Annotated in this window: 18 protein-coding genes; 5 read left to right on the top strand and 13 right to left on the bottom strand. The window is 41.7% G+C overall.

What is annotated here, in order from left to right; translation table 11 throughout:
* Window positions 1-150: 150 nt before the first annotated feature.
* The 3 genes from HWQ44_RS06270 to HWQ44_RS06280 all read right to left on the bottom strand — a co-directional run bounded on the left by HWQ44_RS06270 (window position 151) and on the right by HWQ44_RS06280 (window position 7,450).
* The gene (locus HWQ44_RS06270) at window positions 151-1,983 is read right to left on the bottom strand and encodes a hypothetical protein (RefSeq protein WP_292716350.1); all 1,833 of its coding nucleotides are present in this window, start codon (window positions 1,981-1,983) and stop codon (window positions 151-153) included.
* Window positions 1,961-6,439 (bottom strand): translation initiation factor IF-2 N-terminal domain-containing protein, encoded by a 4,479-nt coding sequence (locus HWQ44_RS06275; protein WP_292716353.1) that lies wholly within the window; start codon window positions 6,437-6,439, stop codon window positions 1,961-1,963. Before HWQ44_RS06275 ends, HWQ44_RS06270 begins: the two co-directional genes overlap by 23 nt.
* Before the next feature lie 93 nt (window positions 6,440-6,532).
* A complete protein-coding gene (locus tag HWQ44_RS06280) occupies window positions 6,533-7,450 on the bottom strand; it encodes a histone deacetylase (RefSeq protein ID WP_292716356.1) in 918 nt (305 codons plus the stop codon).
* Window positions 7,451-7,561: 111 nt separating this feature from the next.
* Here HWQ44_RS06280 and HWQ44_RS06285 point away from each other — a divergent pair, with 111 nt between their 5' ends.
* Window positions 7,562-8,599 (top strand): mechanosensitive ion channel family protein, encoded by a 1,038-nt coding sequence (locus tag HWQ44_RS06285; RefSeq protein WP_292716359.1) that lies wholly within the window; start codon window positions 7,562-7,564, stop codon window positions 8,597-8,599.
* A gap of 6 nt (window positions 8,600-8,605) precedes the next feature.
* Here the strand turns inward: HWQ44_RS06285 and HWQ44_RS06290 are convergent, their stop codons facing one another.
* The 4 genes from HWQ44_RS06290 to HWQ44_RS06305 form a co-directional block, all read right to left on the bottom strand.
* Window positions 8,606-9,457 (bottom strand): metal ABC transporter permease, encoded by an 852-nt coding sequence (locus HWQ44_RS06290; RefSeq protein WP_292716362.1) that lies wholly within the window; start codon window positions 9,455-9,457, stop codon window positions 8,606-8,608.
* Between the two features lie 12 nt (window positions 9,458-9,469).
* On the bottom strand, window positions 9,470-10,306 hold the full coding sequence (locus HWQ44_RS06295; protein ID WP_292716365.1) for a metal ABC transporter ATP-binding protein: 837 nt from the start codon (window positions 10,304-10,306) through the stop codon (window positions 9,470-9,472).
* Window positions 10,307-10,601: 295 nt separating this feature from the next.
* On the bottom strand, window positions 10,602-11,657 hold the full coding sequence (locus tag HWQ44_RS06300; RefSeq protein WP_292716368.1) for a metal ABC transporter substrate-binding protein: 1,056 nt from the start codon (window positions 11,655-11,657) through the stop codon (window positions 10,602-10,604).
* 201 nt (window positions 11,658-11,858) lie between these two features.
* Window positions 11,859-12,638: an MBL fold metallo-hydrolase gene (locus tag HWQ44_RS06305; RefSeq protein ID WP_292716371.1), complete on the bottom strand. Its 780-nt coding sequence runs from the start codon at window positions 12,636-12,638 to the stop codon at window positions 11,859-11,861.
* A gap of 182 nt (window positions 12,639-12,820) precedes the next feature.
* Here HWQ44_RS06305 and HWQ44_RS06310 point away from each other — a divergent pair, with 182 nt between their 5' ends.
* Window positions 12,821-13,258 (top strand): VOC family protein, encoded by a 438-nt coding sequence (locus HWQ44_RS06310; RefSeq protein WP_292716374.1) that lies wholly within the window; start codon window positions 12,821-12,823, stop codon window positions 13,256-13,258.
* Between the two features lie 172 nt (window positions 13,259-13,430).
* Here the strand turns inward: HWQ44_RS06310 and HWQ44_RS06315 are convergent, their stop codons facing one another.
* A complete protein-coding gene (locus HWQ44_RS06315; RefSeq protein ID WP_334858007.1) occupies window positions 13,431-14,954 on the bottom strand; it encodes an S-layer homology domain-containing protein in 1,524 nt (507 codons plus the stop codon).
* A gap of 206 nt (window positions 14,955-15,160) precedes the next feature.
* Here HWQ44_RS06315 and HWQ44_RS06320 point away from each other — a divergent pair, with 206 nt between their 5' ends.
* Complete coding sequence (locus HWQ44_RS06320; RefSeq protein ID WP_292716377.1) at window positions 15,161-16,063, top strand: alpha/beta fold hydrolase; 903 nt, start codon at window positions 15,161-15,163, stop codon at window positions 16,061-16,063.
* Window positions 16,064-16,368: 305 nt separating this feature from the next.
* The gene (locus tag HWQ44_RS06325; RefSeq protein WP_292716379.1) at window positions 16,369-17,427 is read left to right on the top strand and encodes a serine/threonine-protein kinase; all 1,059 of its coding nucleotides are present in this window, start codon (window positions 16,369-16,371) and stop codon (window positions 17,425-17,427) included.
* Window positions 17,428-17,591: 164 nt separating this feature from the next.
* Here the strand turns inward: HWQ44_RS06325 and HWQ44_RS06330 are convergent, their stop codons facing one another.
* The 3 genes from HWQ44_RS06330 to pruA form a co-directional block, all read right to left on the bottom strand.
* Window positions 17,592-19,187 carry a nickel-dependent hydrogenase large subunit gene (locus HWQ44_RS06330; protein ID WP_292716381.1) on the bottom strand — a complete coding sequence of 532 codons (1,596 nt, stop codon included), beginning with the start codon at window positions 19,185-19,187 and terminating at the stop codon, window positions 17,592-17,594.
* Window positions 19,188-19,274: 87 nt separating this feature from the next.
* Entirely contained in the window at window positions 19,275-20,237 is a 963-nt protein-coding gene (locus tag HWQ44_RS06335) for a hydrogenase small subunit (RefSeq protein WP_292716383.1), read from the bottom strand.
* 538 nt (window positions 20,238-20,775) lie between these two features.
* On the bottom strand, window positions 20,776-23,775 hold the full coding sequence (gene pruA / locus HWQ44_RS06340) for an L-glutamate gamma-semialdehyde dehydrogenase (protein WP_292716386.1): 3,000 nt from the start codon (window positions 23,773-23,775) through the stop codon (window positions 20,776-20,778).
* A 308-nt stretch (window positions 23,776-24,083) separates the two neighbouring features.
* Between pruA and HWQ44_RS06345 the strand changes: the two genes are divergently transcribed.
* Window positions 24,084-24,734, top strand: coding sequence for a hypothetical protein (locus tag HWQ44_RS06345; protein WP_292716389.1), 651 nt, complete (start codon window positions 24,084-24,086; stop codon window positions 24,732-24,734).
* Between the two features lie 217 nt (window positions 24,735-24,951).
* Here HWQ44_RS06345 and HWQ44_RS06350 read toward each other — a convergent pair whose 3' ends face one another.
* Both HWQ44_RS06350 and HWQ44_RS06355 read right to left on the bottom strand, forming a co-directional pair.
* Entirely contained in the window at window positions 24,952-25,680 is a 729-nt protein-coding gene (locus tag HWQ44_RS06350) for a HEAT repeat domain-containing protein (RefSeq protein WP_292716392.1), read from the bottom strand.
* 170 nt (window positions 25,681-25,850) lie between these two features.
* Window positions 25,851-26,696, bottom strand: coding sequence for a HEAT repeat domain-containing protein (locus tag HWQ44_RS06355; RefSeq protein ID WP_292716395.1), 846 nt, complete (start codon window positions 26,694-26,696; stop codon window positions 25,851-25,853).
* Window positions 26,697-26,713: the final 17 nt, after the last annotated feature.

Consider the following 26,713-nt stretch of genomic DNA (forward strand, 5'->3'; position numbering starts at 1 on the left):
ATCTGAATAGATAAATATCTCTCTCAAGATACATATTCGTTTTACGTGCATACACTATGACCTTAATATTACCTAATACAGCAGATATAATGTTAGCGTCTCTGGATAATAGAAATCTTTAGTATAGTACTAAGGGTTTCTACTATTGAATTATGTATGTTGTAATATAAAACCACTGGGTGAATCACTCTTTTTAACAATATTGAGACGTAAAAACTGCGCCCACACTTCATCACTAAGTAAGTTTAAAGCAGCATCAGGATTGTGACTTGCGATCGCGCCTATAACTTTACGCCATCCCTGTTGTAATAACTCAAGAAAAACCTCTTCAAGAGAAACTTTACTTAGCAACAAAAGTGCCGTTTTAAAACTTACTGAATCAGCTTGTATATTCTTCAACCTTAATCCTTGAAGTGCTATATTCAACCACACAGGCAGAAGTTCCAGCCAATTGTTTTGCTGTATCTCTTTGAGTGCAATATCTTCCATACCTAGCGCACCCCACAGACATAAAGACTGTACAGCAAGTTGAAAATCGCGGTTTTCTAGAGCATTATGCCATAAATTTTGAGCGTGATTTTGGAAGCGATTAGCGAGAAATTCATAAGCTTCCTTAACTTGATAGGGAATTGTAACTTTATAAACTGACTCACCTAGTGGTAGGTAGTCGCCGCGATAAGATAGCCAGTTATGAGAGCCACAAAGATAGATTTCCTGATCAACTATTACTTCTTTAACATGTGAATCTCCCAACCAAAAAAACTGTACAGATGGTAAACCATCAGGTGTTTTTATTGCTCGAAGTTTTTTCTCTACTTCTGGTGGAATTGGGTTATCTTCATCTTCTAGTTGCCGCGCAATTCCGTGTCCAATCAAAATCCAAACTCCGCGATTAGCTAATTTCTGTAATAAAGGAAGAGATTTTTCATTTATAATTGCCTGATTTCCCCAAGGAGAATAAATCATAACCTGACTTTTAGCCGAATTTAAAACTTCTGAAAAAACTTGGCTAATTTGTCCATCACGTAACTGCACAGCTTTAGCTAGCACTATGGAATTATCTACTTTTTTACCAGCTTTTGTGGCAGCCTCTAGCGCCTTTTGACGAATGTTTTCGAGCCTAGCTTCTATTTCTGTGTTTTTCTGCTTTAGAATAGCTTCAGGCTTATAATGGATGGTTTCAGTTGACAATTTACATAATGTTTGGAAAGATATTTTACCTTCAGTATGTAGAACTTCTAACCAATTTGATGCTGACTCTAAAATTTGCTTTCCATTTCTTATTTGAATAGTCAATTTATCTTCAAGAGAATCAAACATAACGAAAAGCGATATCTTTCTCCAGATTTTTTGAGTTGAAGCTAGCACCCTATAGGAAGTTACGATTTTTCCCTCTTCTGGTACATGAAGTGCTAAATTTGAAGCTTGAATACTTTTTTGTATTGCCTCAAGCGGTAAAGAAGCAATATCAGCAATTGTATGATCAATAGTTATAAAGTCTGCCAAGTCAGGAAAATTTATCACTGTCTCATTTAATGATTCAGATTGAAAGGTTATATTGTCGCTTAAAGGGTCTGTAATAGCATAAATTTGTATAGGATATGGTGGCTGTGGTACAGACCCTTTTTCATAGAATGAGCGACCTTCAGCAGTAACTGTTAGTGGCGATGTTGGTGATAAAGTTTGTAAGGAACGAAGAGTTGTAGTAGTAGTTTTGATAAATACAGAATCAAGTCCAAGTACAGATGCTAATTCATCCTCTGTTGGCGGAGGTTGAAATTCAATAGCAGCGCGGATAATAAATTCTTCGAGTACGTTAAACTGGCGGGGTTCTTTGATATTGAGTTCTATAGGAGTTTGGCGCAAGCTATAACGGAATTGACGCGCTGCTAAAACTGATAAACTAGAATTTTGCGCTTCTATTTCGTCTACCAAATTTTTGAGATTGTCATCAATAGGTTTAGCAGAAGAGGCGAGAAACATCAACGAAACCTCCATGAAGACTTACAATATTTGAAACTTCCGAATACATCCTTCCCACCTTACCTGATTGATGAGTAAATAAATTATGACAACCCACAATTATCAAGAGTTCTTGAGCGCGAGAAAAAGCAACATTCACCCGTTCTGGCTTCTTAGCAAATCCCACATCTCCTTTGCTATTGTTGCGAACCATACTTACAATTACAACAGGTCTTTCCATACCTTGAAATCTATCTACTGTCCCAGTACGAATTTCTAGCGAAGGGAAAAGTTCAGATTGCAGACGTTCATCGATTTTTCTTAATTGAGCGCCATAAAATGTAATTACGGCAATTTCTTTTTTTGCTTCACAATTAGCAACTTTAGAAGCCCAAGTAGCCTCAAATTGCTGACACAGACGTTCAATCGCATCAATTTCTGGAGTATTAAAGTAAGAGGTTCCATTTCGTTGCTCTAAAAACTGGTTCTCTATAGGAGTTTTTACCCAAATAAGATGCTGAGATTCTTGAATAATTTCGCCTGCTAGATGATGTGCGCGTTTTGTGTCTGGCTCCACAATACCAGATTCTAGTTTACCGTCATAAAATTGGTTGATTGCTCCCATAATAAATGGGTGCATTCGATACTGTGTAGTTAGCATTTGTTTCACGCTTTCATCAGCAGATTCAAACTGACTTTTGAACAATGATTCTTCTAAGAATTGTAGTTCTTCTCGTGTATTGCCAATTGTTTGAGCAACTTCTTCTAAAGTGCTAGTATCAAGCATGGGTGGTAATTGCCGATGATCGCCTACCATGACTAACTTTTTGCCTTTCAAAGCTGGGATTAGTAATTCTGGTGGAGTACACTTACTAACTTCATCAATGATAACGACATCAAAGGATTTGAATTCTTCAGAAAAACCTCTATTTGCAGCTTGAACACAGGTGATACCGACGACGTTTGCATTATCTAGATAGATACGCCTTAAATCGTCGCGATCGCGTTCATTTGGCTGTCTTAATTTTTCTATCCAATCTTGTACAAAGTTCTGATATCTATTGATATAGCTCTCGTCTTTTTGGAGTTGCTGATCCAAAGATTCAAACTTAATATTAATGCTGCGTAAAAACTCTAAATTAAATAATTCACCATTGGAACTTTCAACCTTAAAATTATCAGGTATTGTTTGCCATTCTTTCACCCACCAGTTTCTTTCTAATATTAAAGTTTCTGATGGCTGCGGTTGTGACTTCTGTTCTATTTCACGTAGATTAGTTTGTAATTTCTGTAGATGTTTTAGAGAAGTTTCAGTTTCTTCTTGTAGCTTTGATAAATACTCATTTAGAGAATGTTTAATTATCTCCAGTACAGTAAAAGGTTCTAATGATGAGATTAAGGTTTCAAATTGATTAATGGAAGTTCTACAATAATTCACTTGATTTGCAAATTCTTGAGGATGCTCCCAAATATTTGATTGTGTTGCAAGATATTTTTCAACTATAATACGTAATTGATCAGGGATATTTTGTTGATTAAGTTCTTGCAAGATATTAATAACTTGTCCAAGTTGCAAATTAGCATCTTGCTGTGCTTTTTCCACCTCAGCTTGAGTAATGGATATTTGCTGTTGACTAACTTCATTTTTCTGAAGTTCATTTAATTGTCGTTGCAGATACTGAAGCTGTTGATCGGTTTCAGTTTTGACTTTTAAAACACATTGACGCGCATTTGCCAGGATTGTATCTAGCAATTCTTGGGTAATTTTGGTGAGAGTAGAGTCAATGTTATTCCATTCCCATGATGCACCATAAGTTTTTTGAATTCTAATTAAAAAAACTTGGGTATTTTCAACTAATAACTTTCGCTGTTTGGGGTTTAGTAGCTGATAATTACTAAACTGTTGATAGGTTTCTTGCCATTGGGTGCGATCGCTCTTTGATAGCACCATCGGAATCTGACTAAAATTTTCTTGTAAAAAATAGCTAAAATTATGCTGTTTGCCTCGCCTATCAGTAAAACCTCCGTCTATCTCATAAGCGATCGCCTTTGCCAATACTTCCCATTCGGGTAGGTTTATTTTGTATGTTTTTGGTACTATGGTGAGCTTTAATGTATTAGCAAACATCAACAAACCTAGCGGTAAGTCTACTAAATTCTCTGTTAGTGGTAAACCTGATTGATGGCATTCTTTCAAGGTTTGATACAGATGAGAAGGTGCTGTAGATTTCCATTCCTTAACTGCTGAGATAATATAATCAATTTCCCGTTGGCGGTTTTCCCAAATCTGGATTGTTTCCTGTAGGTTTTGCAGCTTGTTAAGATATTGCTGATAATCTGGTTGTAGCTGATTTAATGAGGCAAAATTTTGTTTGACAACTTGCACCAATGCCGCAACTTCTGAAATGGCTTGACTCGCATTTTGAGCAGAAGTCAACGCAGTTTTAAATTCAGCAATTTCTGTTGCTACAGTTTCACGCAACCAAGCCGCTAAACCAAAAGCACCAAGTGCCGGACGCACAAAGCCAAGTTCATTAGTATATTTGATGGTTTGACGAACATTTGCTAAAAATTCTTCTACTAAACTGTTACCTTCTGTATATGGCTTAAGAATTGGCAAAAAATCTATGACTTCTGGAGCTTCCCAGTTTACATTTTGTGAAGCATTTAATATGTTTTCTAGTCCGGAAATTAGGGATTTAACCTCGTTCCCTTTTTCTAAGGTTTCGTTGTAATAATTTTCTTGATTTTTAAAGTTTGTTTCTAGTTTTATCTTATTTTTATTGAATTTATTTTGTTGCTGATTGAATTCTTCCTCCGCTTGTAAGTAAGCTGTAAATCTTGGTGCTGATGCTAGTAATTGACTGAAAATTTTGATGTTTTCCAGCCGTTGAGTCAGATTATTTTCACAGTCAGTTGCAGTATTTTCTAGCCATCTGCCAATCACTTGGTCTTCTAAAAAGGGCTGTCCTTCTTCCCCAACTTTTTCGGCTCTCCCCTTGCGTACTGCCCGAATCACTGGGTTGTGAACTAATCTACTCAGAGCATTATCTACTGCTAAATTGGCTTGAGATGCAATTAAAGTTCGTCCACCGCGAAGGGCAATTTGATAGCAAATTTCGGCAATTACGGTAGTTTTCCCAGTACCTGGTGGCCCTTGGATGAGAACAAGATCCTTAGCGGCAAGTACCTTTTCTACTGCTGCTTTCTGACCAGGATTTGCAGAAGATAATAATAAATCTTGTGGTTGAAGTTCAACAGTTGTTTTGATTTGTCTAGCCTGAGAAGCATCGAATAAAAAGTTACCCAAATAGGGATTTTGGGTGTAACCATTATTCAAATCATCTAAAGCTTTTTTCTTACGCTGAATCTGCTGAATATCACCAACTGCCTCAAAACACAAAAATCCTGTATCTGGCAACTTATAACGTTCTGCTGCCATGAATTCAGCTAAGTCGCGTTCTAATCTGAGGCTGATAATACAACGGTTGGGGTCAACTTCTTCAACAGTTCCTAATTGACGACCGCTAATCCAATTTTTGCCGACGGGAGCAGTTTCAAAAAGTTTTAAATCTTCGTTTTTTGTGCGTCTTGCTCGTTCCCAAAAGTTTTCTAATTCGAGGGAATTTTGATAAAAGCCGTCAAGGGTAGCTGAGGCTACATCAATTTCAAAACTGATTCGTCTTTTGAAGTTATAGTTATGACTTACGTAACGCACGCAAAACTGACGCGCTTTAGCGATTTTTTCTTCAATCTGCAAAAACGCTTTCCAAGCTTTAAGCTGATCTTCTGTAGGCACATTTTCGCCACAAACTGGCGCAGCAGCGATGCGTTTTAATGTCGTGGGTGCAATGTCGAGATGATGCTGATGATTAGGTAGCAAACGTAAGCGACAAGGTATAGCATAGCTATCAGCGTGTCCCCGTGAGGGTTGTAATAACTGAGCCGATAGTATTTTTAAACCGCCGCGTCCATCTTTTGGTACAGCCGCTCTAAATCCTAATGTTTTTCTGAGCTTCTCAAGTCTTGTCGGTAACTGAAAATCATTGCTGTCTGTTGCTATTGTCAAATCCCAAATTTCTTCTCTTGCTTCTTTGCCTGCACCTTTGCGGCGTACATAAAATAGAGAGGGCTTTTTACCAACACATTCCAACATTAACTCGTTGGCGCGATCGCGCCGCTCCCTAAATTCGGGATATGATTTCAGGGCAGTTTCACCTTCAAGATGGCGGATAAAACTATCAATTGCTGAAGCTATAAACATATAGCCCCAATCTTCAGAGTTTGTTTTAGTTTTCGAGGATTTTGCCGTTAGTTTATTTGCCACTGAACGAATACGTTCTGCATCTGATTCTGAGATTGCACTGGTATGACTTTTGACTGCAATTTTGAGTTTTTCGCAAATTAATAATAGCTTCTTGCTATCCAAATTTAATTCTTTTGCTAGTTCGTAGATTCTGAGTTTGCCGTTGTTCATCCAGTACTGCCTTTGCACACAAAGTTTTTATATTTTAAAACTTACGCAATAACTCTGTGAAACTCTTCTTCAGTTTCTCTAAGAAAGGCTGCATCAAAGTTTATATTGCTGGTAAACTTCACTGGCGGCGCGATGCAGCAGGGAGTGTCGCCAAACCAGGGATTTCATATCATCCGCATAACCACCGCCAATGACGCAAGCAACAGGATAACCGCTACTCATACAGGTACTCAAAACCTGCATTTCTCGGCGAAAAATCCCAGCATCGGTAAGGGCCAATTTGCCCAAGCGATCGCCTATATGAGGATCAACACCAGCATCATAAAATACTAAATCTGGCTTGACTTTAGACAATAAATCTGCTAGATAATTTGCCAAGGTTTGTAAATAAGCGTCATCCTCCATTCCTATCGGCAAAGGAACATCCAAATCGCTGTTTTGTTTAGTACCAGGGAAATTGACTTCGCAGTGCATAGAGAAAGTAAAAACACTGTCATCGTTTTGGAAGATAAAAGCGGTACCGTCTCCTTGATGGACATCCAAATCTACAATTAGGATTTTTTCAACGAGTCCGAATTTTTGTAAAACGCGACAGGCGATCGCTAAATCGTTGAAAATACAAAAACCAGACCCATAACTAGGAAAAGCATGATGAGTTCCACCAGCCGTATTACAAGCTAAACCCTGACTTAGTGCCAGTTTAGCAGTCAGTATCGTACCACCTACCGCCACACAGGTACGATTCGCTAATGCTGGACTCCAAGGTAAACCAATGCGTCGCTGTGCTTTAGGGTCTAGGGTTCCTTCACAATAAGCTTGAACATAGCTTGGGGTGTGAACTAACTCTATCAATTCTAGCGATGGACGTTCGGGGGTGTGAAATTGTTCTTGATTAGCCACACCATCAGCTAACAGCAATTCATAGAGTTGTCGGAACTTAGACATCGGGAAGCGATGTCCTTCAGGTAGCGGAGCAATATAATCTGAGTGGTAAATAATTGGCAAGTCCATAATCCAGAAAATCTCAAGCAGGTAATCCGGCAAATAACAAGGTAAAATTTAGCCATAATCGCAGCTACAGTGCTGTTATCCTAAATCTAAAATTCCAAATTTAAAATTGATATGATTGAATGGATTACGCCATTAGTGTTTATTCTAGCTGGCTTCCTGGCTGGAATAATTGGTGAAAAAGTTCTCTTCAAAAAACTGGAAATATTCGTTAATAATAAACGAATTGCTGGGGGTAATATTATATTTCACTCTCTGCACCGCATGACTTTTATTTGGTTTGTTATTAGCGGTTTTTTTTGGGCAGTTGTGAGCGCACCTATCAAGCCAGATATTGCGATCGTACTGCAAAAAGTTCTGACGATCGCACTGCTCTATTCAATAACCCTCGTCTTAGCCAAATTGACTGCTGGTTTTGTTAATTTATTTATTCAGAGAGCAGAAGGGGTTCCCACATCACTAATTTCTAACCTTGCTAAGGCTACTGTTTTAATTTTAGGAACATTAATTGTATTGCAAACGGTGGGGATTGAAATTACCCCAATAGTCACGACTTTAGGTATTGGTGGTATAGCAGTTGGTTTGGCACTGCAAGATACACTTGCAAATTTGTTTTCTGGCTTTTATTTAATTATTTCTAAGCAAGTTAGAACGGGAGATTATGTAAAACTAGATGCTGGGCATGAAGGATATGTCATAGATATTTCTTGGCGCAATACGACTATTAAAGAAATGTCAAATAATGTAGTCATTGTTCCCAATTCTAAGTTGTCTTCTGCAATTTTCATAAATTATCATTTACCCGCAAAGGAAATTACTTTAACAATGGATGTGGGTGTCAGTTATGATAGCGATTTGGAAGAAGTTGAAAAAGTCACTGTAGAAGTTGCCAAAGAAGTCATGCAAGAAATTGCACCGGAATTAAAAGAAAGTGAACCATATATCAGATTTCATACTTTTAATGATTTTAGTATAGATTTTACGCTTTATATGCGCGTAAGTGAATACTTTGATCAGCGGATTGGTAAACATCTATTTGTCAAAAAATTACACAAACGTTATCAGCAAGTAGGAATTCAAATTCCCTTTCCCATCAAAGAGGTTTATGTACGAAATAATATAGATAAAAATTCGGTATTAAATCCAGACTAACTCTTGCTAAGGGAAGTATTTTGGAAGGTGAGGGAGACGGCGTTTATATCGTCCTTGCAGGTTTTTGGTGAGCAACACGCAGGCAAATATGGCGGTTGACAGCAGCACTACACTAGCTCCAGAGGCAATGTCGAGGTAGTAGCTGAGGTAAATGCCTACAAACGAAATCGCAGCTCCTAAAATCCCGGAAATAATCATGATATAACCAAAGCGATCGCTCACTAATCGGGCAATTGATGCCGGAATCACCACTGCTGAAATAATCAGAGTTACCCCTAAGACGTTCAACGTCGCCACCAGTAAAGTCGCCAACATCAAAGCAAATAAAGTATCCATTGCAAAAATGGGTACGCCATGAACCTGAGCAACTTCCCGGTCAAAACACCAAAATAGCAACGGGCGATAAAACAAGAAAACGAGGCTGAGTAAGACAATCGTCACACCCGTTACCACCCACAAATCATTAGGGGAAACGCCCAACACATTACCAAACAAAGCGGCTTCAAAGTTTTGGCTAAACTTACGATAGCTACTGATTACAGCTACTCCTAAAGCAAAGCTAGCAGTTGTCACAATTCCAATAGCTGCATCCGAGTAGACTTTGCGTCCTGTCAAATACTGAATCAGCAGGGCAGCTGCAAAACCCCAAATTCCAGAGCCAATGTAGAAATTTAAGCCCAGTACATAACTCAGCACGGCTCCTCCCAAAATCGCATGAGATAAACCGTGGGCAATGTAACTCATTCTCCGAGTTGTAATATAAACTCCCATAATGCCGCATAATAGCCCTGCCATCATGCCTACTAAAATGGCACGGCTAAAAAATTCATAGCGAAAGGGTGCTAGTAAAAAATCCATATTATGTTTATGTTAAGCAGACTTCGACGAGTTGGAGCGGCGCAATATTTCCGGCAAGTTGTCTTGCATTTGATGACGTAGGGAAGTACCGCCGCTAGCGATCAAGATTCGGTCTTGTTGGTGGAAAACTACCATTTCTCCACCAAAAGTCTGCTCAAGATTTGCGGGAGTAAAGACATCAATAGGTTGACCTTGGCAAATTAAACCCTGGTTGAAACACAACACCCAAGGTAGATGAGTTGCTACCGAGTTGAGGTCATGGGTGGAGAGGATAATTGTCAAGCCTTGCTGATTCAAATCAGCCAATAGGTGCAATAGTTCGTGTTGAACGTGCAAGTCTGAACTACTGGTGGGTTCATCTAGAAGAACTATTTCTGGTTCTCCGACTAAAGCCCGGGCAATGAAAACCCTTTGCTGTTGCCCACCAGATAGATTACCGATCGGTTGATGGGCTACATGGGCAACTCCAACGCGCTCTAGCAGTTCCTTGGCAACTTGGCGATCGCGCTGCGAAGACCAAGGCAACATCTTCTGCTTTTGATAACGCCCCATCATCACCACTTCCAAAGCCGTAACTGGAAAAGTCCAATCTACCGTTTCTACCTGCGGCACATAGCCCACCAAAGGCGGCGCTACTCCAGGTTTTAAGCGCTTTCCTCGAAACCAAATCTCTCCAGCCCAAGGATGAACAAGCCCTAAAATCGCTCTGATTAAAGTGCTTTTACCGCTACCAGAAGGCCCTACCAAGCCAGTCAGTTGACCAGGGTAAAGCGTCAAATTAACATTGCTAAATACTGGCTGGGTTTGATAACCACAGGTTAAACTTCTAACTTCAAGTATTGGTTGCATATACAGCAGATTTCAAGTTGGTGAAGTACATAAGCTAAGTTTTCAAGCCAGGTATAAAGCCTGTTTTATCGAGGAAGGCCGGAGGCAGGAAGAAAACTGCGGACTCGCTCTCCGTGGTGCTATCTGTCTCCTGCCGCAACCAGATGGGTCTTGGGTTTAAGACTCATCTGGTTGCGGCAGATTCCCGCTCTTTACGAGAGTTCAATGGCTCCAAATCATCTGGGTCTAATAAAGGGATGATTTGCTCCTCCTGCCTCCTTCAATCCTGAATTCTGCTGTATTTATTTTGTTGCTCTTACTTGGTTGCTGTTGGCCCAACAACATTTCCAGTGTTCAAGTTCTTCGCTAAATCAGGATTTCCTCCCAAATTAGAGGCGATAATCCGCATATTGTTAGCCATCATGCCAATATAAGTATGCTCAGGATTCGTGTTTTCAATTGCATTAGCTGAACCCGTTCCTGGTAACTCATCATCGGCTGTGTTAGCTGTTTTTATCTTAGCTTCGCGGGCAATTTGTTCTTCTACCTTGCTGGGGTAGACCTCAGAACCAAAAATGGCTGGAACGCCTGTTTGACGAATTTGGTCAATTAGCTTTGTGACATCTTGAGCGGATGGTTCCTTGAAATCTGAAGGTTGAATCGCACCAATTACTTGAAAACCATACTCTCTAGCCCAATACGCCCAAGAATCGTGGTAGGTCAAAAGTTTACGGTTTTTGGCAGGAATGCTGGCGACGATTTCCCGTGTTGCTTTGTCTAGAGCATCCAGGCGTTGTAAATAATTTTTCAGATTAGTCGCGTAGTAGTCTTTGCCAGCAGGATCTAAGGCTGTTAATTGTTGGGCGGCTAGTTTGGCATAAGCCTCAGCATACTTGGGGTTTACCCACAGATGAGGATTGGGATCACCCTTTTCTTTAGGAAAGCTGAAGTCGAAAAGCCATTGGTCTTGGGTAATAGTTTTACTGCCTAGTTCAAAGATTTTAGTTTCTTTGGGCTTCGAGGCTTTAGCTAGTTTTTCTGTCGGGGATTCCAAATGCAACCCATTGGCGATGATCAGATTGGCTTTGGATAGCAAATCAGCATCGCTGGGACGAGGTTCAAAGGTATGGGAGTCGGTTCCTTCTGGAATAATACCCTTAACTTCTAAGCGATCGCCTGCAATATTACTCACAATATTAGTTAAAGGAGCAACTGTTGTCACAACTAAAAGCTTATTTTGTGTCTTTTCCTCTCCTACTTGAACTGGAGTAGTTCTGACTTCAGGGTTGGAAGACACCGTTTTATCTGGAGACGGACTGCAAGCTACTACCATGAAGCTAAGTAAAAATAGCAATCCAGCAAGGGTCTTCATTACACTCAAGCCTTCTAAATTCAAGGATCAACCTTTGATTAAACCTTTACCCGATATCAAAATGCAATGCCCCATCAGGGTATTTTCGGTTGATTTTTTAGATTTTTTTACCCCACACTGGCTTTGATCAAATTTCAGTGTGAGGCTTCTGTCGGTTGAAGACAAACATTGGTCGGATGTCGGCATCCACTCCTCTCAGAGTTAGATTGCTAATGCTCGTTTTTCTAATGGTAGTTCAAAGCGATCGCCTGGTTTAGGTTCCATCACCCGCGTCGAAAGATTGTTTTTTTCTAGTAAGGAACGAAATTCCTCACCACTGCCTTTTGTCTGAATGAATTTCATCAACAATCCCTCAAATGCCACATCCCCGCCAGCCGCAGTAGGTAATATTACTTGAGGCTGTAACGACTTTACTACTTCCAAGGCACTGTTATTTCCTTTAATAATCGGCCCAAGCAAAGGCAAAGTCATGTCAATAAATGGTGTAATCACTACATCGATAGGTACAGCCTGCTGAAGTTGTGGAGAATGATACCCATGAGGCTCGTAGTATACAGTTAAACCACTCTCCAATTCTTTGAGGAGATAACTATTTTCTACCAGAGTTGGGCCAATGGGCGAGCCGGGGAAAGCCTTGATTTCAACTTGATTATTTAAAGTGAAAGTTTCACCGTGAGCCAATACTGTTACTTGGGTGTAGCCTAACTGCTGTACTACCTTAGCTGCATTGGGAGAAGCGACAACCTTAATGCTGTGATCGAGCAGCTTAAGCGTTGGTGGATGAGCGTGGTCTTCTAAACCCTGAGACAGCAGGATCAAATCAATATTATCTGGTATTGGACGATTTTGCGATCGCGAACCTTTAAATAACCAATCCAAATTGCTAAAAATTAACGAACCAACCAGCCAAGGGTCAATTAGTATTCGTTTCCCGCCGATTTCCAGCAGCCAAGAGTTGCTGTCTAACCAAGTTAAAAACATAAATTTTGTGAAGATAACGCCTATCTTCATTATCAATCGTGTCAGCTTTCTTGCGGGTGTCGAGGTTAGTGCCTACATTTATTTGATGCTGGGGTTCGCTAGTCTTGCTTGATGATAAGGTTACATATATTGAGTTATATTTTCTGATAAGTCGCTCCAAGTCTACACACGGAGTTTTCTTAATGTCCGATCTTGGTTTCACTCACATTGCACTTGCAGTCAGTGATATTGATGCAAGTATCTTATTTTATGCAAAGTACGCTCAGATGACAGTCGTACATCATCGCATTGATCGAGCGACTCAATCAGATGTTGCTTGGATTAGCGACCTGACTAGACCTTTTGTGATTGTCCTAATTAAAGCAGCTAAAGTAGAAGGCAAATTGTTACCGCAATCCCATCTTGGGGTAGCTTATCAGAATCGTGAGGAAGTTACTCGCCTGTGCAATGAGGCACGCACTGAGGGAATACTACTGGCTGGGCCAAATGATTGGGGTTCTCCAGTTGGTTACTGGGCTTTTATTCGAGACCCTGATGGTCATACACTGGAAATTTCCTATGGTCAGGAAATTAGTTTTACAATCGAGCAAGCTAGAGACGCGATTAATCGCGTCTTTTAAAAAAAATGGTATTACCTGTTACCAGGAGTACGTCACCTTCATCGTTACTACCACCGTGAGGACGGAAATTGCCTGGATTACAGCCCTCAACACCATTACTTATTCCTTGGTTGCAATGGCGACGCCGTTTGACGCCCTCCCTTGAAGTTTCAGTCTGCTCATCAACTGCAATTTATTGTTGTCCAACGACGTACTGCGAGGAGATATTTGCTACCTGTCCAGTGCTAGATAGGGCTTGGTAAAGTAAAGCAGACACTTCAGACCTGGTTGCTACCCGTCCTGCATTTAGCAACATCATATTTGGATAGTTGACGACTATACCGCGTTCTGTCAGAGCAGCAATCAAACTGCGATGTTCACTAGCAATAGTAGTTGCATCGCTATAAACAGATAAAATTGTGTCCGTGGAACCACTGACTTTGTAATTTAGTAACCGCGCTAATGCTACCAAAATTTCAAGGCGAGAAAGGCTTTGAGTGGGGTTAAAATCCTTGCCAACAACAGCGTTTAAAAAGCCCATTTGATAAACTTCGCTGATGGCATTGTAAGCCCAAGATTGAGTTGGAACATCCTTAAAAGCAATCCCTTGGCGAATTTTCCCTTTAGCAAACGCTTTCCGCAGCATTACTGCAAATTGGGCACGAGTTACCGGTGCATCAGGGCGGAAAGTCCCATCAGGAAAACCTTCAAGAATTTCCATCGCTGCTAATTTGGCAATAAAATCTTTAGCCCAGTAGTTTGTGGAAATATCAGAAAACCCAACCTGGAGAGGACGAGACATGCTGACTTGGCGATAATTCATTAGCATTTGGCTGATGTCGTAGCTAGAGTTATTGCTGACTTCAATCACCTGCACCAAGCTGCCAGGAGTAGCTTGCAAAACCTCTGCCAAATCGGAACTAAAGATGCTAATGAACGACTGGCGCACTACAGCAAATTCACCTTGCGTGAAAGAGAGGGGATAAATACTAGTTGCTGCAATTTTTGACAAACCTTCTACTTGAAACTGACTACCTTGGAAAGTTTGGGAACTGCTCAGGAAAATAACACGTTGGTTTCTGACTTGGGTAAAATAGTCGTAGGTGGTAGTACCTGTGTCAATAGTGCCATTTTGGTCAGCATCAACACCATAAACAGTCCGAACGACTTGGTATTGTGTAGGTTTGGCTGACAAAATCAGGTTAACTGTGGTATTTGCCGACAAACATTCAAATTCGCTGTAGCCAATAAAGCGGTTTTGAACATCATACAATCGCACGACGATGCGATCGCTAGCTTTTAACCCTTTAGCAAATTTCGCTTTTTGCTTAATTTTGTACTTGTAATCACCCAAAAACCGCTCTTTTAAATAGTCATTGCCACGTTTACTCTTGACAGAAATACGAGCAATCACTTCTGAAAAATTACCAGATGGTTGCCAAATGGCAAGGCTAAAACCTGTTTTTTTCGATTTTACCGAAACATTACGGCTGACTGTAGTCACAGTTTGCCGTTGGATAGTGGGGCGATTCCTTGTTTCTACTTCGTTATGGGCTAAAAGTTGTTGTTCTGTGGAATTATCTGTTATTTGGGCGACGGTGGTAGAGAAGCCTACAGCTGCATAGGCAGAAGCTATTGGCGAAAATATTGCCACAGAGGTTGCAGCAAGAACAAATTTGCTCAAATAAGCAAAGTAACTTTGAGTTATGTATTTCATCCCACACTACCATTCGTCTAAAAAGTCACAGGGGTATTTGGTATCCCTCGACTTATTAATCCCTTGGGGTGGATGGAACTAACATCTAATGAGTAATGAGTAATAAGTTAGGAGTTAGGAGTTAGGAGTTAGGAGTTAGGAGTTATGAGTTATGAGGTCAGAGAACATTACTATATTGAAGAAGAAACACTTTATGAATCTTATTAATGACTGTCACTACACAGCAGCTTGCAACCCAAGACGCCTTTGAAAAATTCTTTTGGAATTGGCAGGGATACAAAATTCAGTATACTGTCATGGGTACAGGACGCCCTTTGGTACTGGTTCACGGCTTTGGTGCTTCCATTGGACACTGGCGCAAGAATATCCCAGTTTTAGCTCATGCTGGCTACCAGGTATTTGCCATAGACCTTTTAGGTTTTGGTGGTTCTGATAAAGCGCCCATTGATTACAGTGTGGAAGTTTGGGTGGAACTGCTGAAAGATTTCTGCACAGCACATATACACGAACCTGCTGTATTTATTGGCAACTCTATCGGCGCACTTTTGAGCTTAATAGTACTGGTAGAACATCCAGAAATTGCTGCTGGTGGTATTTTAATTAATTCTGCGGGTGGGTTGAGTCATCGGGCCCACGAATTGAACCCACCACTACGGATTGTCATGGCAGCTTTTAACAGGTTTGTACGATCGCCAATTACAGGTAAATTTGTCTATAACCGCATCCGCCAAAAAGCCCAAATTCGCCGTACCCTCTACCAAGTTTACCGCGATCGCCAAGCCGTCACGGATGAATTGGTCGATTTACTTTATACTCCCTCTTGCGACCCAGGAGCGCAACAAGTCTTCGCCTCCATTCTCACAGCACCTCCTGGCCCAAGTCCAGAGGAACTATTGCCTAAAGTAGAACGTCCTATATTAGTGATTTGGGGTGCTGACGACCCTTGGACACCAATTACTGGGGCCAAGATTTACGAAAAGGCCCGTGAGAATGGCAAAGAAATCAAAATTGTTCCTATTCCCAATGCCGGTCATTGTCCCCACGATGAAGTTCCAGATGTTGTCAATGCCCAGATTCTCGATTGGCTGGCGCAACATCAAGAGTCCTAAGTCAGGAGTGAGGAGTTAAAAGTTAGAAGTGAAGAATTATTAAAAGTTTTACTCCTAACTCATAACTCCTAACTCACAATTAAACACTCAGTTAGTCAATAAATTCGTGTCTAGACTCAAGACGAGGGCAAACTGTCCATTAACAACACTTGCGTGTGACATTAAGCAAAGTGTCCGTCACCAAAAATAATTTTGTGCCTATGCACCTCGGCGCGTGCAAGGTAAAAATGCGGCTAACAATCTGGGTGAGTCACTCTTATTTTTTTATTGCACTTTGAAAAAATCAAACTCATTTGGTGAATGTAATGGAGCTTGATGTGCGTAATGGATATAAAGGGTTAATTCCCTTAAATCACCATCCAGATTTTTCTAAACAAGGCTATAAAGTCATCAGCGAACTAGGACGCAACCGAGAAGGAGGACGCATTACTTACCTCGCTAATGTCCTCAACTCTAATCAACAGGTAGTAATTAAAGAGTTTTGTTTTGCTTGTGCGAGTGCTGATTTGTCAGGTGTAAAAACCTATGAGCGCGAAATTGAAATTTTGCAACAACTGAATCATTCCCGCATCCCTCGCTATATAGATTCCTTTGAAATGTTAGGGGATTTTTATCTAGTGCAGGAATATAAAAATGCCCCATCTTTGGGATTAAGACGCAACTTTCATCCTGAAGAAATCAAGCAAATTTCTCTGTCAATCTTAGAGATTCTAGTTTATTTACAAAAGCAAGTTCCCCCAATTATTCATCGGGATATTAAGCCAGAGAATATTTTGGTTGATGAGCAACTAAATGCTTATCTGGTTGATTTTGGTTTAGCTAGGATACAGGGTGCAAAAATAGCTCTTAGCAGTTTTGTAACAGGAACTCCAGGTTTTATGCCACCAGAGGAACAGTTTGGTCATTCCCTGACTGAAGCATCAGATTTATATAGTTTAGGAGCAACACTAATTTGCTTACTTACTAATACCCGTTCTGTTGAGATTGGGAAATTAATTGATGAGAACTATCGCTTTAATTTCCAGAAATTAGTTCCTCAAATCAGTCCGCGTTTTCGGTCGTGGTTGATGAGAATGGTGGAATGTAAACGGAAACGTCGCTATGTCAATGCATCTTTTGCTTTAAAAGCACTTGGGCCAATTGAGGTTGTTGGTACTGCCAATGGGATAGATACTTTAGTTAGTACAATCAAACCTAGAAAACGAGCAACAGTGCTGGGACTAGCTACTGTTGTTACACTGGTTGCTGTGGGATCAACTTTGATGAGTTGTCAGCCGGATGATCAGGTTAGACAATTGCTGGAAGCTACAGAATGTCAACGCTTTTATTTAAACTCAAGCTGCCAAGAAAAAACCGGACATTAAAATTAATTAGGTCGCATCCAGCTAAGGATTATAGCGCTTTTTATGGCATGGCTAAGGAGTCGTTAGGGTAGATGAGCGATCGCTCTACCTGAAGGCAAAAAATTCACAAAATAAAATGGCTAATTGTGATTCAATTAGCCATTTTATTTTGTAATTAACATCCGTTAAGCTGTCCGAAAACGTGCTAGTTCTTCACCCGTTTTGGCATCATGGGCGTGGACTGTACAAACTAAACATGAATCAAACGATCGCGCCACATGACCAACTTCCACCGGATCGCTAGAATCATAAATGGGTGTCCCAATTAAAGCTTCTTCAATGGGCCCGCGGATACCTTCACCGTCACGAGGGCCAATATTCCATGTACCAGGGGCAATCACTTGGTAATTCTTAATTTTACCGCCTTCCACTTCTACCCAGTGACACAGGGAACCCCGCGCTGCTTCTGTTGCACCCCAACCACGACCATCTTTTTCTGTGGGTTTGATATACCAAGGGTCGTTTAACTTGAATTCGCGCAAACAATGTTCAGCTTGCCGATATAACTTGACAAGTTCGTGAACTCGTGCTAACTGACGCACATGAATACTAGCACCACCCATCTGCTTGAATACATCAAGGATAAATCCGTCGTAGTGTTGCCAAGATTCGCCATGTTTCCCACCTGCAACTAATTGACGCGCTAAGGGGCCGGTTTCCAAACGTCCGAAGTCTTGGTGAAGGACTGCACTCGACCAAGAGTAGGCATTATCGAAGTCTTTTGTATTAATTGCAGTAGGTTTAGTGGTGCGATCGCTAGGATGAATATTTTCTGTCCCCTCATCGTACCAAGAGTGAGTTGTATTCTCACGGGTAAATGACTGATCCATTAAGGTGTGAGTGTCTGCGAAGCTATCGTACACTCCACTTTTCATGATCATCGCCGCATTTCGTCCTTCAATAGTCGGCTTTTGGTATTTATCTTCATGGGCTAAATATCCCCAAGTGACATATTTGCCAACACCAGCGCCATATCTATCTAAACCGATGTCTAAACCCATGCGCCAATAAAAACCTAAGTCGGAATCTCGATGATTTCGGTCTTCATCCAACCAATTTCTAAAGTCATCATAAGTCTGGATTTGTTCGTAGCGTTCTAAAGAACAACCCAACCACACTGGTTCTAACCAATTGGTGCGGAAGTATTCTAGAATTGCCCAAGCGCGGGTAATGTCTGTGAGGGTGGGGGCGCACATTACGCCACCAGGAACCATGTAGCTGGAATGAGGCCATTGTCCGCCTAATAGTGCATAAATTTCTACAGGTTTAGCAGAAATTGTTATGCCTAGTTCATAAGATTTGCCTGTGAAAGCAGCAAAGCGTCTAACAGCTTCGTCATAAAAGCGACTATGGCGGTATTTTTTATTAGTTAAATCAATGGCAAACAAACCATAAAAATAGCGGGGGATACTTTGAATTGTTTCGACAATTTGACCGAGATTTCTCGCTAAAATTGCATTGCGCGGAACTTCTGTTTCCCAAGCTGTATCTAATGCCCAAGATGCACAAGTCAGGTGAGAACCGCCGCAAATGCCGCAAATGCGAGGTGTGACAATTAATCCGGCTTGGGGGTCTTTACCGCGTAGTATAACTTCAAATCCGCGAAATAATTCGGCATGTGTCCAGGCATTGACTACCCGCCCATTCTCGATATCAACTCGGACATCTAAATCGCCTTCAACTCTACCGACGGGCGATATATCTAATGATTGAATTCCCATTTGTTATTTGTCCTTTGTCATTGGTCATTGGTTATTGGTCATTGGTCATTGGTCATTGGTTTTTCACAAATAACAAAGGACTAATGACTAAACTGTAAAAAAGTCTTCTTCTGCCCAAGGTGGTGCGGCGTCTTTGGCAACCATTGTGAGTAAGGCGTAGTCTTTTTTGTTCACCCCTGGCGGTAATTCTTTGGGAACTCCCATGACTGTTTGGGTTTTAAATACGGTTCCTGGTTTGAGGTCAAAGAAGGGAAATTCTGGTTCTGTGCAACCTAAACAAGGCATTCCAGCGCGGGTTTTGGAAGAGACGCGGTTCCATAAGATGCGGTTGCAGGAAGAATGGGTCATGGGGCCGCGACAACCCAAGTCGTAGAATAAGCAGCCTTTACGCTGACCAAATTCGGCGGTTGAGGCTTTGTAGGCAAAGTGGACGTTGCGAGTACAACCTGTTTGGGTATAGGTGTTGAAGAAGGTTTGGGGACGATTTAGTTCGTCGAAAGCAATGTCTGCTATGCGTCCAGTGGCGATCGCAACTAATATCTGCGTAATCCAGTCGGGATGGGCAGGACATCCAGGTATATTAATTACAGGTAATCCGGCTTGAGACAGGAAGTCTTTTCCTAAAAAGCCGCCTTCTTGACGTTTGAGAAATTGCAACCCTTCTGATTCGCTGGGATTGGGTGACATGGCGGGAATTCCTCCCCATGTTGCACAATCTCCCACCGCTACGATAAATTTAGCAACTTTGGCGAGGTCTGCTAACCAATCTTTCATGGCGCGATCGGCAAACCGATTCCATTCACCAGTGCCGTTGGGGGCGTTGACAACGCTACCTTCAAATACCAGGATATCTAGGGGAATTGTGCCAGAAATGCAATCCCGTAGCAGTGTTTGCAAGTTGTTGCCTAGTTCCACTCCCAAAGAAGGATGCCAAAGTAAATTGATGCCAAAATCGGCAATCAAATCACAGACTGTCGGTTCTTCGGCGTTGAGAAATGACATAGTGTTGCCTGAACAAGCACCACCCTGTAGCCATAGTACGTTAGTCATCGGCTATGCGTTTTTCTATTGTTTACCATGTATGATGTAGGTGATAATGCTTGTAAAGTCTCACCTGTTTATCAATATTTATTTTTCAATCCTAAGATATTTTTTGATTTAATTCGCTTTCGTTAAAAAAGAATTAATCATTAATAGTAACTGATATTTCATCAGGTTATTTTAAAGGATTTTATCTGTTAGATGTGTTACATATTTAACAAATAAAAAAATAGTAAAAGTAAAATTTTCTCTTTTTTTAATTCTGATCGTGCCAATTTTGGATTTGGGATAAGAGAATGTTTTAACCCTCGATAGCGTTCAGCTAAAAATTAAACTTTTAATTCTAGTCTCTTTGTTTATTGATAGTTTAATAACAAAAAAGGTAGGCAATGCTGCCCACCTTACCCAATACTGCGTAGGTTTTACCTAAAAAATCCGGGGTAGGTTGGGTTGAGGAACGAAACCCAACATTGTCAGGGCTTTGTTGGATTTCACTAGCTTCAACTAACCTATAAATCTTCTTAACGCAGCGGTATTACCATCTGTTTTAATCGGCACCTTCAATTGGTGCAAAACCTTGGCGCTGAATATTTTCTGTCACCGCGCGTGGTTCCAAAAATTGTAGGAGGTAATCAGGGCCACCTGCTTTAGAACCTACTCCAGAAAGTTTGAATCCACCAAAAGGTTGCCGCCCAACGATCGCTCCGGTAATATTGCGGTTGATGTACAAATTCCCGACTTCAAATTCTACCTGCGCCTGCTGAATGTGCGAAGGTGTTCTAGAATAAAGTCCTCCAGTCAAAGCGAAGTTTGTACCGTTGGCGACTGCTAGTGCTTCTGGGAAATCTTTCACCCGAATTACCGCCAGCACAGGGCCAAAAATCTCTTCCTGGGAAATTACCGCATTTGGCGATACTTCACTAAAGATCACAGGGCCGATAAAATATCCTTGTTTGGGTGCTGGTAATTCTAAGGCTACCTCTGCTGATTGGCGACCTATCTCAATATACTTCTGGATGCGATCGCGAGCATTAGCATCAATTACCGGCCCAACTTGTGTACTCGGTAACTCTGCTTCCCCAATATTCAAGGATTTTGTCGCTTCTACCAATCGTTGCACAAAGGCATCATAAATCGGTTGCATTACAATCACCCTGGAGGCGGCAGAACATTTTTGTCCACTGTAACCAAATGCCGACTGCACTACCCCCACAACAGCTTGGTCTAAATCAGCACTTTCATCGACGATAATGGCATTTTTGCCACCCATTTCAGCAATCACCCGTTTCATGTGCTTTTGTCCGGGTTTTAATGTTGCCGCCTCTGCGTAAATTCGACAGCCAACTTCCTGAGAACCTGTAAAAGCAATTACATGAGTATCTGGATGATTTACCAAATAAGCGCCGACTTGGGAACCCTTGCCAGGTACGTATTGAAATACACCTTTAGGAAAACCAGCATCTACCAAGATTTCTGTGAGTTTGGCTGCAATTACAGAAGATGTTTCCGCAGGTTTTAGGAGAGTGCAATTGCCTGAAACCAAAGCTGCAACAGTCATTCCACACGCGATCGCCAGTGGAAAATTCCAGGGAGAAATTACTACAGCAATACCCCGTGGCTGGTAAATATAACGGTTAGTTTCACCAGGAATATCGTAATTAACACCTTCGTCTAACCGTTCTATCTCATCAGCGTAGTAACGACAAAAGTCTATCGCTTCCGAAACCTCTCCATCAGCTTCCTTAACTGGTTTCCCAACTTCCAAAACTATCCAAACTGAAAGTTCAGCGCGGCGGAGTTCCATCAAATCACCCGCTTTGCGCAAAATATCAGCGCGTTGTTTAGCTGGTGTTTTCTTCCACCCAGGAAACGCCGCTTTAGCAGCTTGCATCGCCTGTTCCGCCTGTTCAACGCTAATCAACCCAACTTTACCAACTACCTGACTGAAATTAGAAGGATTGAGAGAATCAACAAATTCTGGCGGATTAACATACTCCCCATTAATTAGCGGTAAATAAGTTTTACCCAACTGTTGGCGAACGCTTTGGAAAGCTTGCGCCGCCTTCGTTCTCACTTCTTCTTCAGCGTAATCGGTATCAGCAGCACCAAGGAAAGAAGAGGAGACGGGGACGGGGGGACGGGGGGACGGGGGGAAATTTTGATTTTCTGCGTCTTTTACAACTGGCGGCGCTAATAATTCTTCAATCGGTCGATTTTCCAGATTTTGCCGTAAAAAAGAACTGTTAGCTGTGTTTTCCAACAACCGCCGAATTAAATACGCCATCCCCGGCAATAATTCACCGTAAGGACAGTAAACTCTCACCCGATAACCTCTGTCAACCAATGCCTTAGCAACTTTATCACCCATACCGTATAGGACTTGCAATTCAAAGCGACGGCGAGGGACATTCAAACTTTCAGCTATGGCAATGGCGCGAGAGTGCGATCGCACATTATGGCTACCAATAGCAGAATACACATATTGATGATTTTCTAGCAATAACTGAGTGATGGTTTCAAAGTTAGCATCAGTTGCCGCTTTGTCGTTGTAAACTGGCTGTGGCCAATGCTTCTGCGCTGCTTTGATAGTTTCCTGATCCCAATATGCGCCTTTCACCAAACGGATTGTCAGAGGATAACCACGCTGTTTCAACCAAGAAATGACATCTTTGGTATCTTGCTCGCTATCACGCAGATATGCTTGAATTGTCATACCGATATCTGTGCGTTGCCGAAACTCTTCCTCTAATAACAGTTTTTTCAGGATGCTGAAAGTTATGTCTTTATAGGCATACTGTTCCATATCAAAATGTACAGCTGCGCCTAATTCTTTAGCACGACGTAAGAGAATCCGAATGCGATCGCTAACTTTATCTTCACTACCTTTAGCATCTAAAGGATCAAATTGGGAATAAAACGCCGTTAACTTCACAGAAACCTGAACTTTTGGTATTAGTTCGCCATCAGCCTCATCAATAGCCGGAATAGCTGACCAATTCTTCGATGCTTCCACCAATTGTTGCATTAATTCTAGATAGCGTTCTAGATAAGACTGCGCTTCCGCTTCGGTAATTACAGCTTCACCAAGTAAATCGATGGTGAAAGCCATTTTTTCTTTTCGCAGTCGTTCAACTGTTTTGATGACTTGTTTAATATTTTCCCCAGAAATATATTTATGAGCAAGAGTCTCAACCGCTGTGCCAACGGTTGTAGCAGCAACTTGTCCAGGCATAGAGTCGGGGTTAGCAAAGTTGAGCATTCCCTTCAAAGCTGCCGGTAATTCTACAGATTCATCACCGAGATATTCTTGTAAATGTGAGGCAATTTCTGATTTACTGTGCAAAGCAGGTAGTGTATCTATAAAGCGAAATAGTTGCACCCGCAACCCAGGATTACTCATTGCCCAAGCTAGTAATTTATCATCCCAGCGCATTTGATCCCGCAGGGAAGAAAAAAACGAACGATTTTCCTGCGTTGCTGCGAGAAGTTGTTTAGCAATTTCTTGGGTTTTAGCTTCGTAGGTGCTTGTTTGTACTTGTAATACCACTGATAGTAAACTCCTTAATTAAGGCAAGGCTTTTTGTACAAAGCCTGTGTCTTCTATTTTGACGCTTTCATTTAGCTGTCACCATATTTAGTGGGGAGTGGGGAATTCAATTAAAAATTAAAAATTAAAGAATTTCTGCCTTCTCTCAAAGGGAGACGCTAAAAGCGATCTGCTTTCTGCCTTATCTTTGCCAATGCCCAATTCAATAACAAATGTTATCCTTTTGTTGATCTATTTCTAACTTGATTGACAGATGTTGCAACACAAGAGATTAGCTCAGTCATACTAAGAGTGTGAATACTACATTTATGCCTACAGAAAACCTCACGCATATTTTATTTTCTAACTGGCAACACACACTCCAACCCTTTGGTGTTGACCAGGTAGCGGCTGAGAAAGCCTTTAATCCCTTGGTTGTAGCTTACTCTACCTCTGGTCGCTACTACCATACACTCAAACACATTGATCACGTCCTCAGCACAATTCAGATTTTGCAAGGCTACACCAACAACCTCGCTGCTGTTCAACTAGCTGCCTGGTTTCACGATGTAGTGTATGACACTGAAGCTCAAGATAATGAAAAACGAAGCGCAGACTATGCTTGGGAATTGCTGAGTAATTTGGGTATTCCAGAAAGTACCATAAATACTGTCACCCGTCTGATTTTGAACACTAAAGACCACCAAGCTGCGGTGGATGACTATGATAGCCAAGTTCTACTTGATGCAGATTTAGCGATTTTGGCTACTAACTCAGTGCAGTATAAAGAATACGCCCATGCCATTCGCCAAGAATATGGCTGGGTGGCAGAGGCAGAGTATATCATAGGTCGTCAGCACGTTTTAGAACGATTTTTACTGCGATCGCGTATCTACTTTACGCCTTTAATGTCAGAGTTCGCCGAACCATCTGCCCGTGGGAATATCCAGGGAGAAATTCAGTCTTTATTGTCTGGTTAGTTTTCCAGCGATTCTCATTTAGATGCAACCCGCACTAGAGGCATACAGTCAATTTAAGTCCCAGCGAAGGTCATTCGCAACTACACAAACAAGAGCAACACCTAAGAGAAAATTAAGGTTTTTAACCCGCGCAGGCGGGTTTTGCCTGTGTAGATGCGGTTTCTAACCGCTATTCCCGATGAATTGGGAAACCCCGTCCGTCTTCCAGGGAGTTAGTTCACCGTCTGCCACCACCACGATGAGGCACTTCCGGCACTTCAGTCTCTTCTAGCTTTCTTTTAGGTGCAAACACTTCTTGATGTTGCTGCTGCTGAATTTTTTCCTGTGCAAACTTTACACGGGTGCGAACTCCCAAATCAACATCTGTATCGAGCATTTGCTGAAGTTGATTTGTAATCCTCGACGCTTGATCGGGTAAAGTGGTTGCTATGGCGATGCCTAGTGTTTCTAAACTGGTTACTGCTGCATAGCGCACTATCCACTCTGGATCTTGAGAAATTAGTAATAGCGCCTCTAATACTTGAGTCTGAACAGATTCCACTTTCTCAGGCGGTAGTTGCTGCCAGCGCAAAGTGCCTAATCCCCTGGCCGCCGCCCGCCGCACACTTAAGGAAAAATCGGTTTTTGCTGCCTCAAACAAGGTATCTAGGGCCCGGACATCGCCAATTCCTGCTAAGGCCCGAATAGCCCAAGCCCTAGCACTGTAGTTGTAGTCATCAATTAGTTCCAATAGTGACGGTACTGCGGCTTCCCCGATCGCAATTAGTCCATCTACTGCCGCCACCGCTGCCCCTGGATTGTTGTACCCCAAAGCTGCAATCAAAGTGGGAACAGATTCTTCTATACCAGCTGCTGCTAACTCTTGAACTGCGTCTAATAAGCGCTCTGAGGAGTCTGCTTCTTCCACAGCACGGATTAATATTTGGGCAAGGTCACTGTTATTCATAATAATTTTTCATGAGTCATTAGGGGTCAGCCAATTGTAGCTTAAGTTCTCCGTAGTTGACATTATACATAAACCCCCTAGCCCTTATTTTGCAGTTGGCTAGGGGGTTTATGTGTGGTAAACATTTGGTTTCAACGTATTAATAACAACTAACTACTGCTAAATTATGCTTACAACAGCAAGTCCATCAAATTCATCACTTTAATCGCACCTGCTGACAAGGTGCTTGCTACTGTGTGGTTAACTTGATGTTCTAGTAATCCTTTAAGAGAAATTAGCTTCAGACTATTTTCGGCAAGAGTCTCGGCGATCGCATCTGCTGCGGGTAGATATCCAATCGCTCCCAAGTCTGCTAATACTGCTCGACGCAATTGCAATTTTTCTCCTGCCAGAGCTTTTACTAAGCGTTCTCCATAAGCTGGTTCTTGGGTTAATTGATACATCGCTCGTGCGGCAGCATATTGCACCAATTCGATGGGATGCTCTAAAAATGGTTTGACCAAAGGGATGCACTCAGTCGCCCTCAAGGCTCCCAAGGCTTCTAAAATGGCTTCGTAGGGTTGAGATAAATCAGGCTGCTTTGATATCAGCTGCTCTCCCTGCAAACCTACTTTTAATAACTCAATCAGGGCGGGAATACAAACCGGATCGCCCAGCATTTCTAAGGATTGTGCCGCCGCTTCCCGGACATAAAAATCTGAGCAGTCTAAACACCCAATTAAAGGTGAGACTGCTTGGCGATCGCCTAGTTTCCCTAAGGCCCTAGCTGCGTTCCGTCGCAGAGGATATCCGCCTTCTGGTGTCCGATCGGCTTCATCCTCTAACGCTTTAATCAATCCTGTAACCGCAGCTGCTTCATTTATCCGAAACCTGCCTAACCACCAGGCAGCATAAAATCGCAGACCTAAATCTGTACTCTCAAGATTAGCGATCGCCTGTTCTACTGTTAAAGATTCACCATCGCCAGAGTTCTCTGTCGATGATAAATCTTCAAATTTCTGCGGACTGGAATTCATTATGAAGAAGGAGGATC

The sequence above is a fragment of the Nostoc sp. JL34 genome, from assembly GCF_017114945.1.
In the GTDB taxonomy this organism is placed as follows: Bacteria; Cyanobacteriota; Cyanobacteriia; order Cyanobacteriales; family Nostocaceae; genus Nostoc.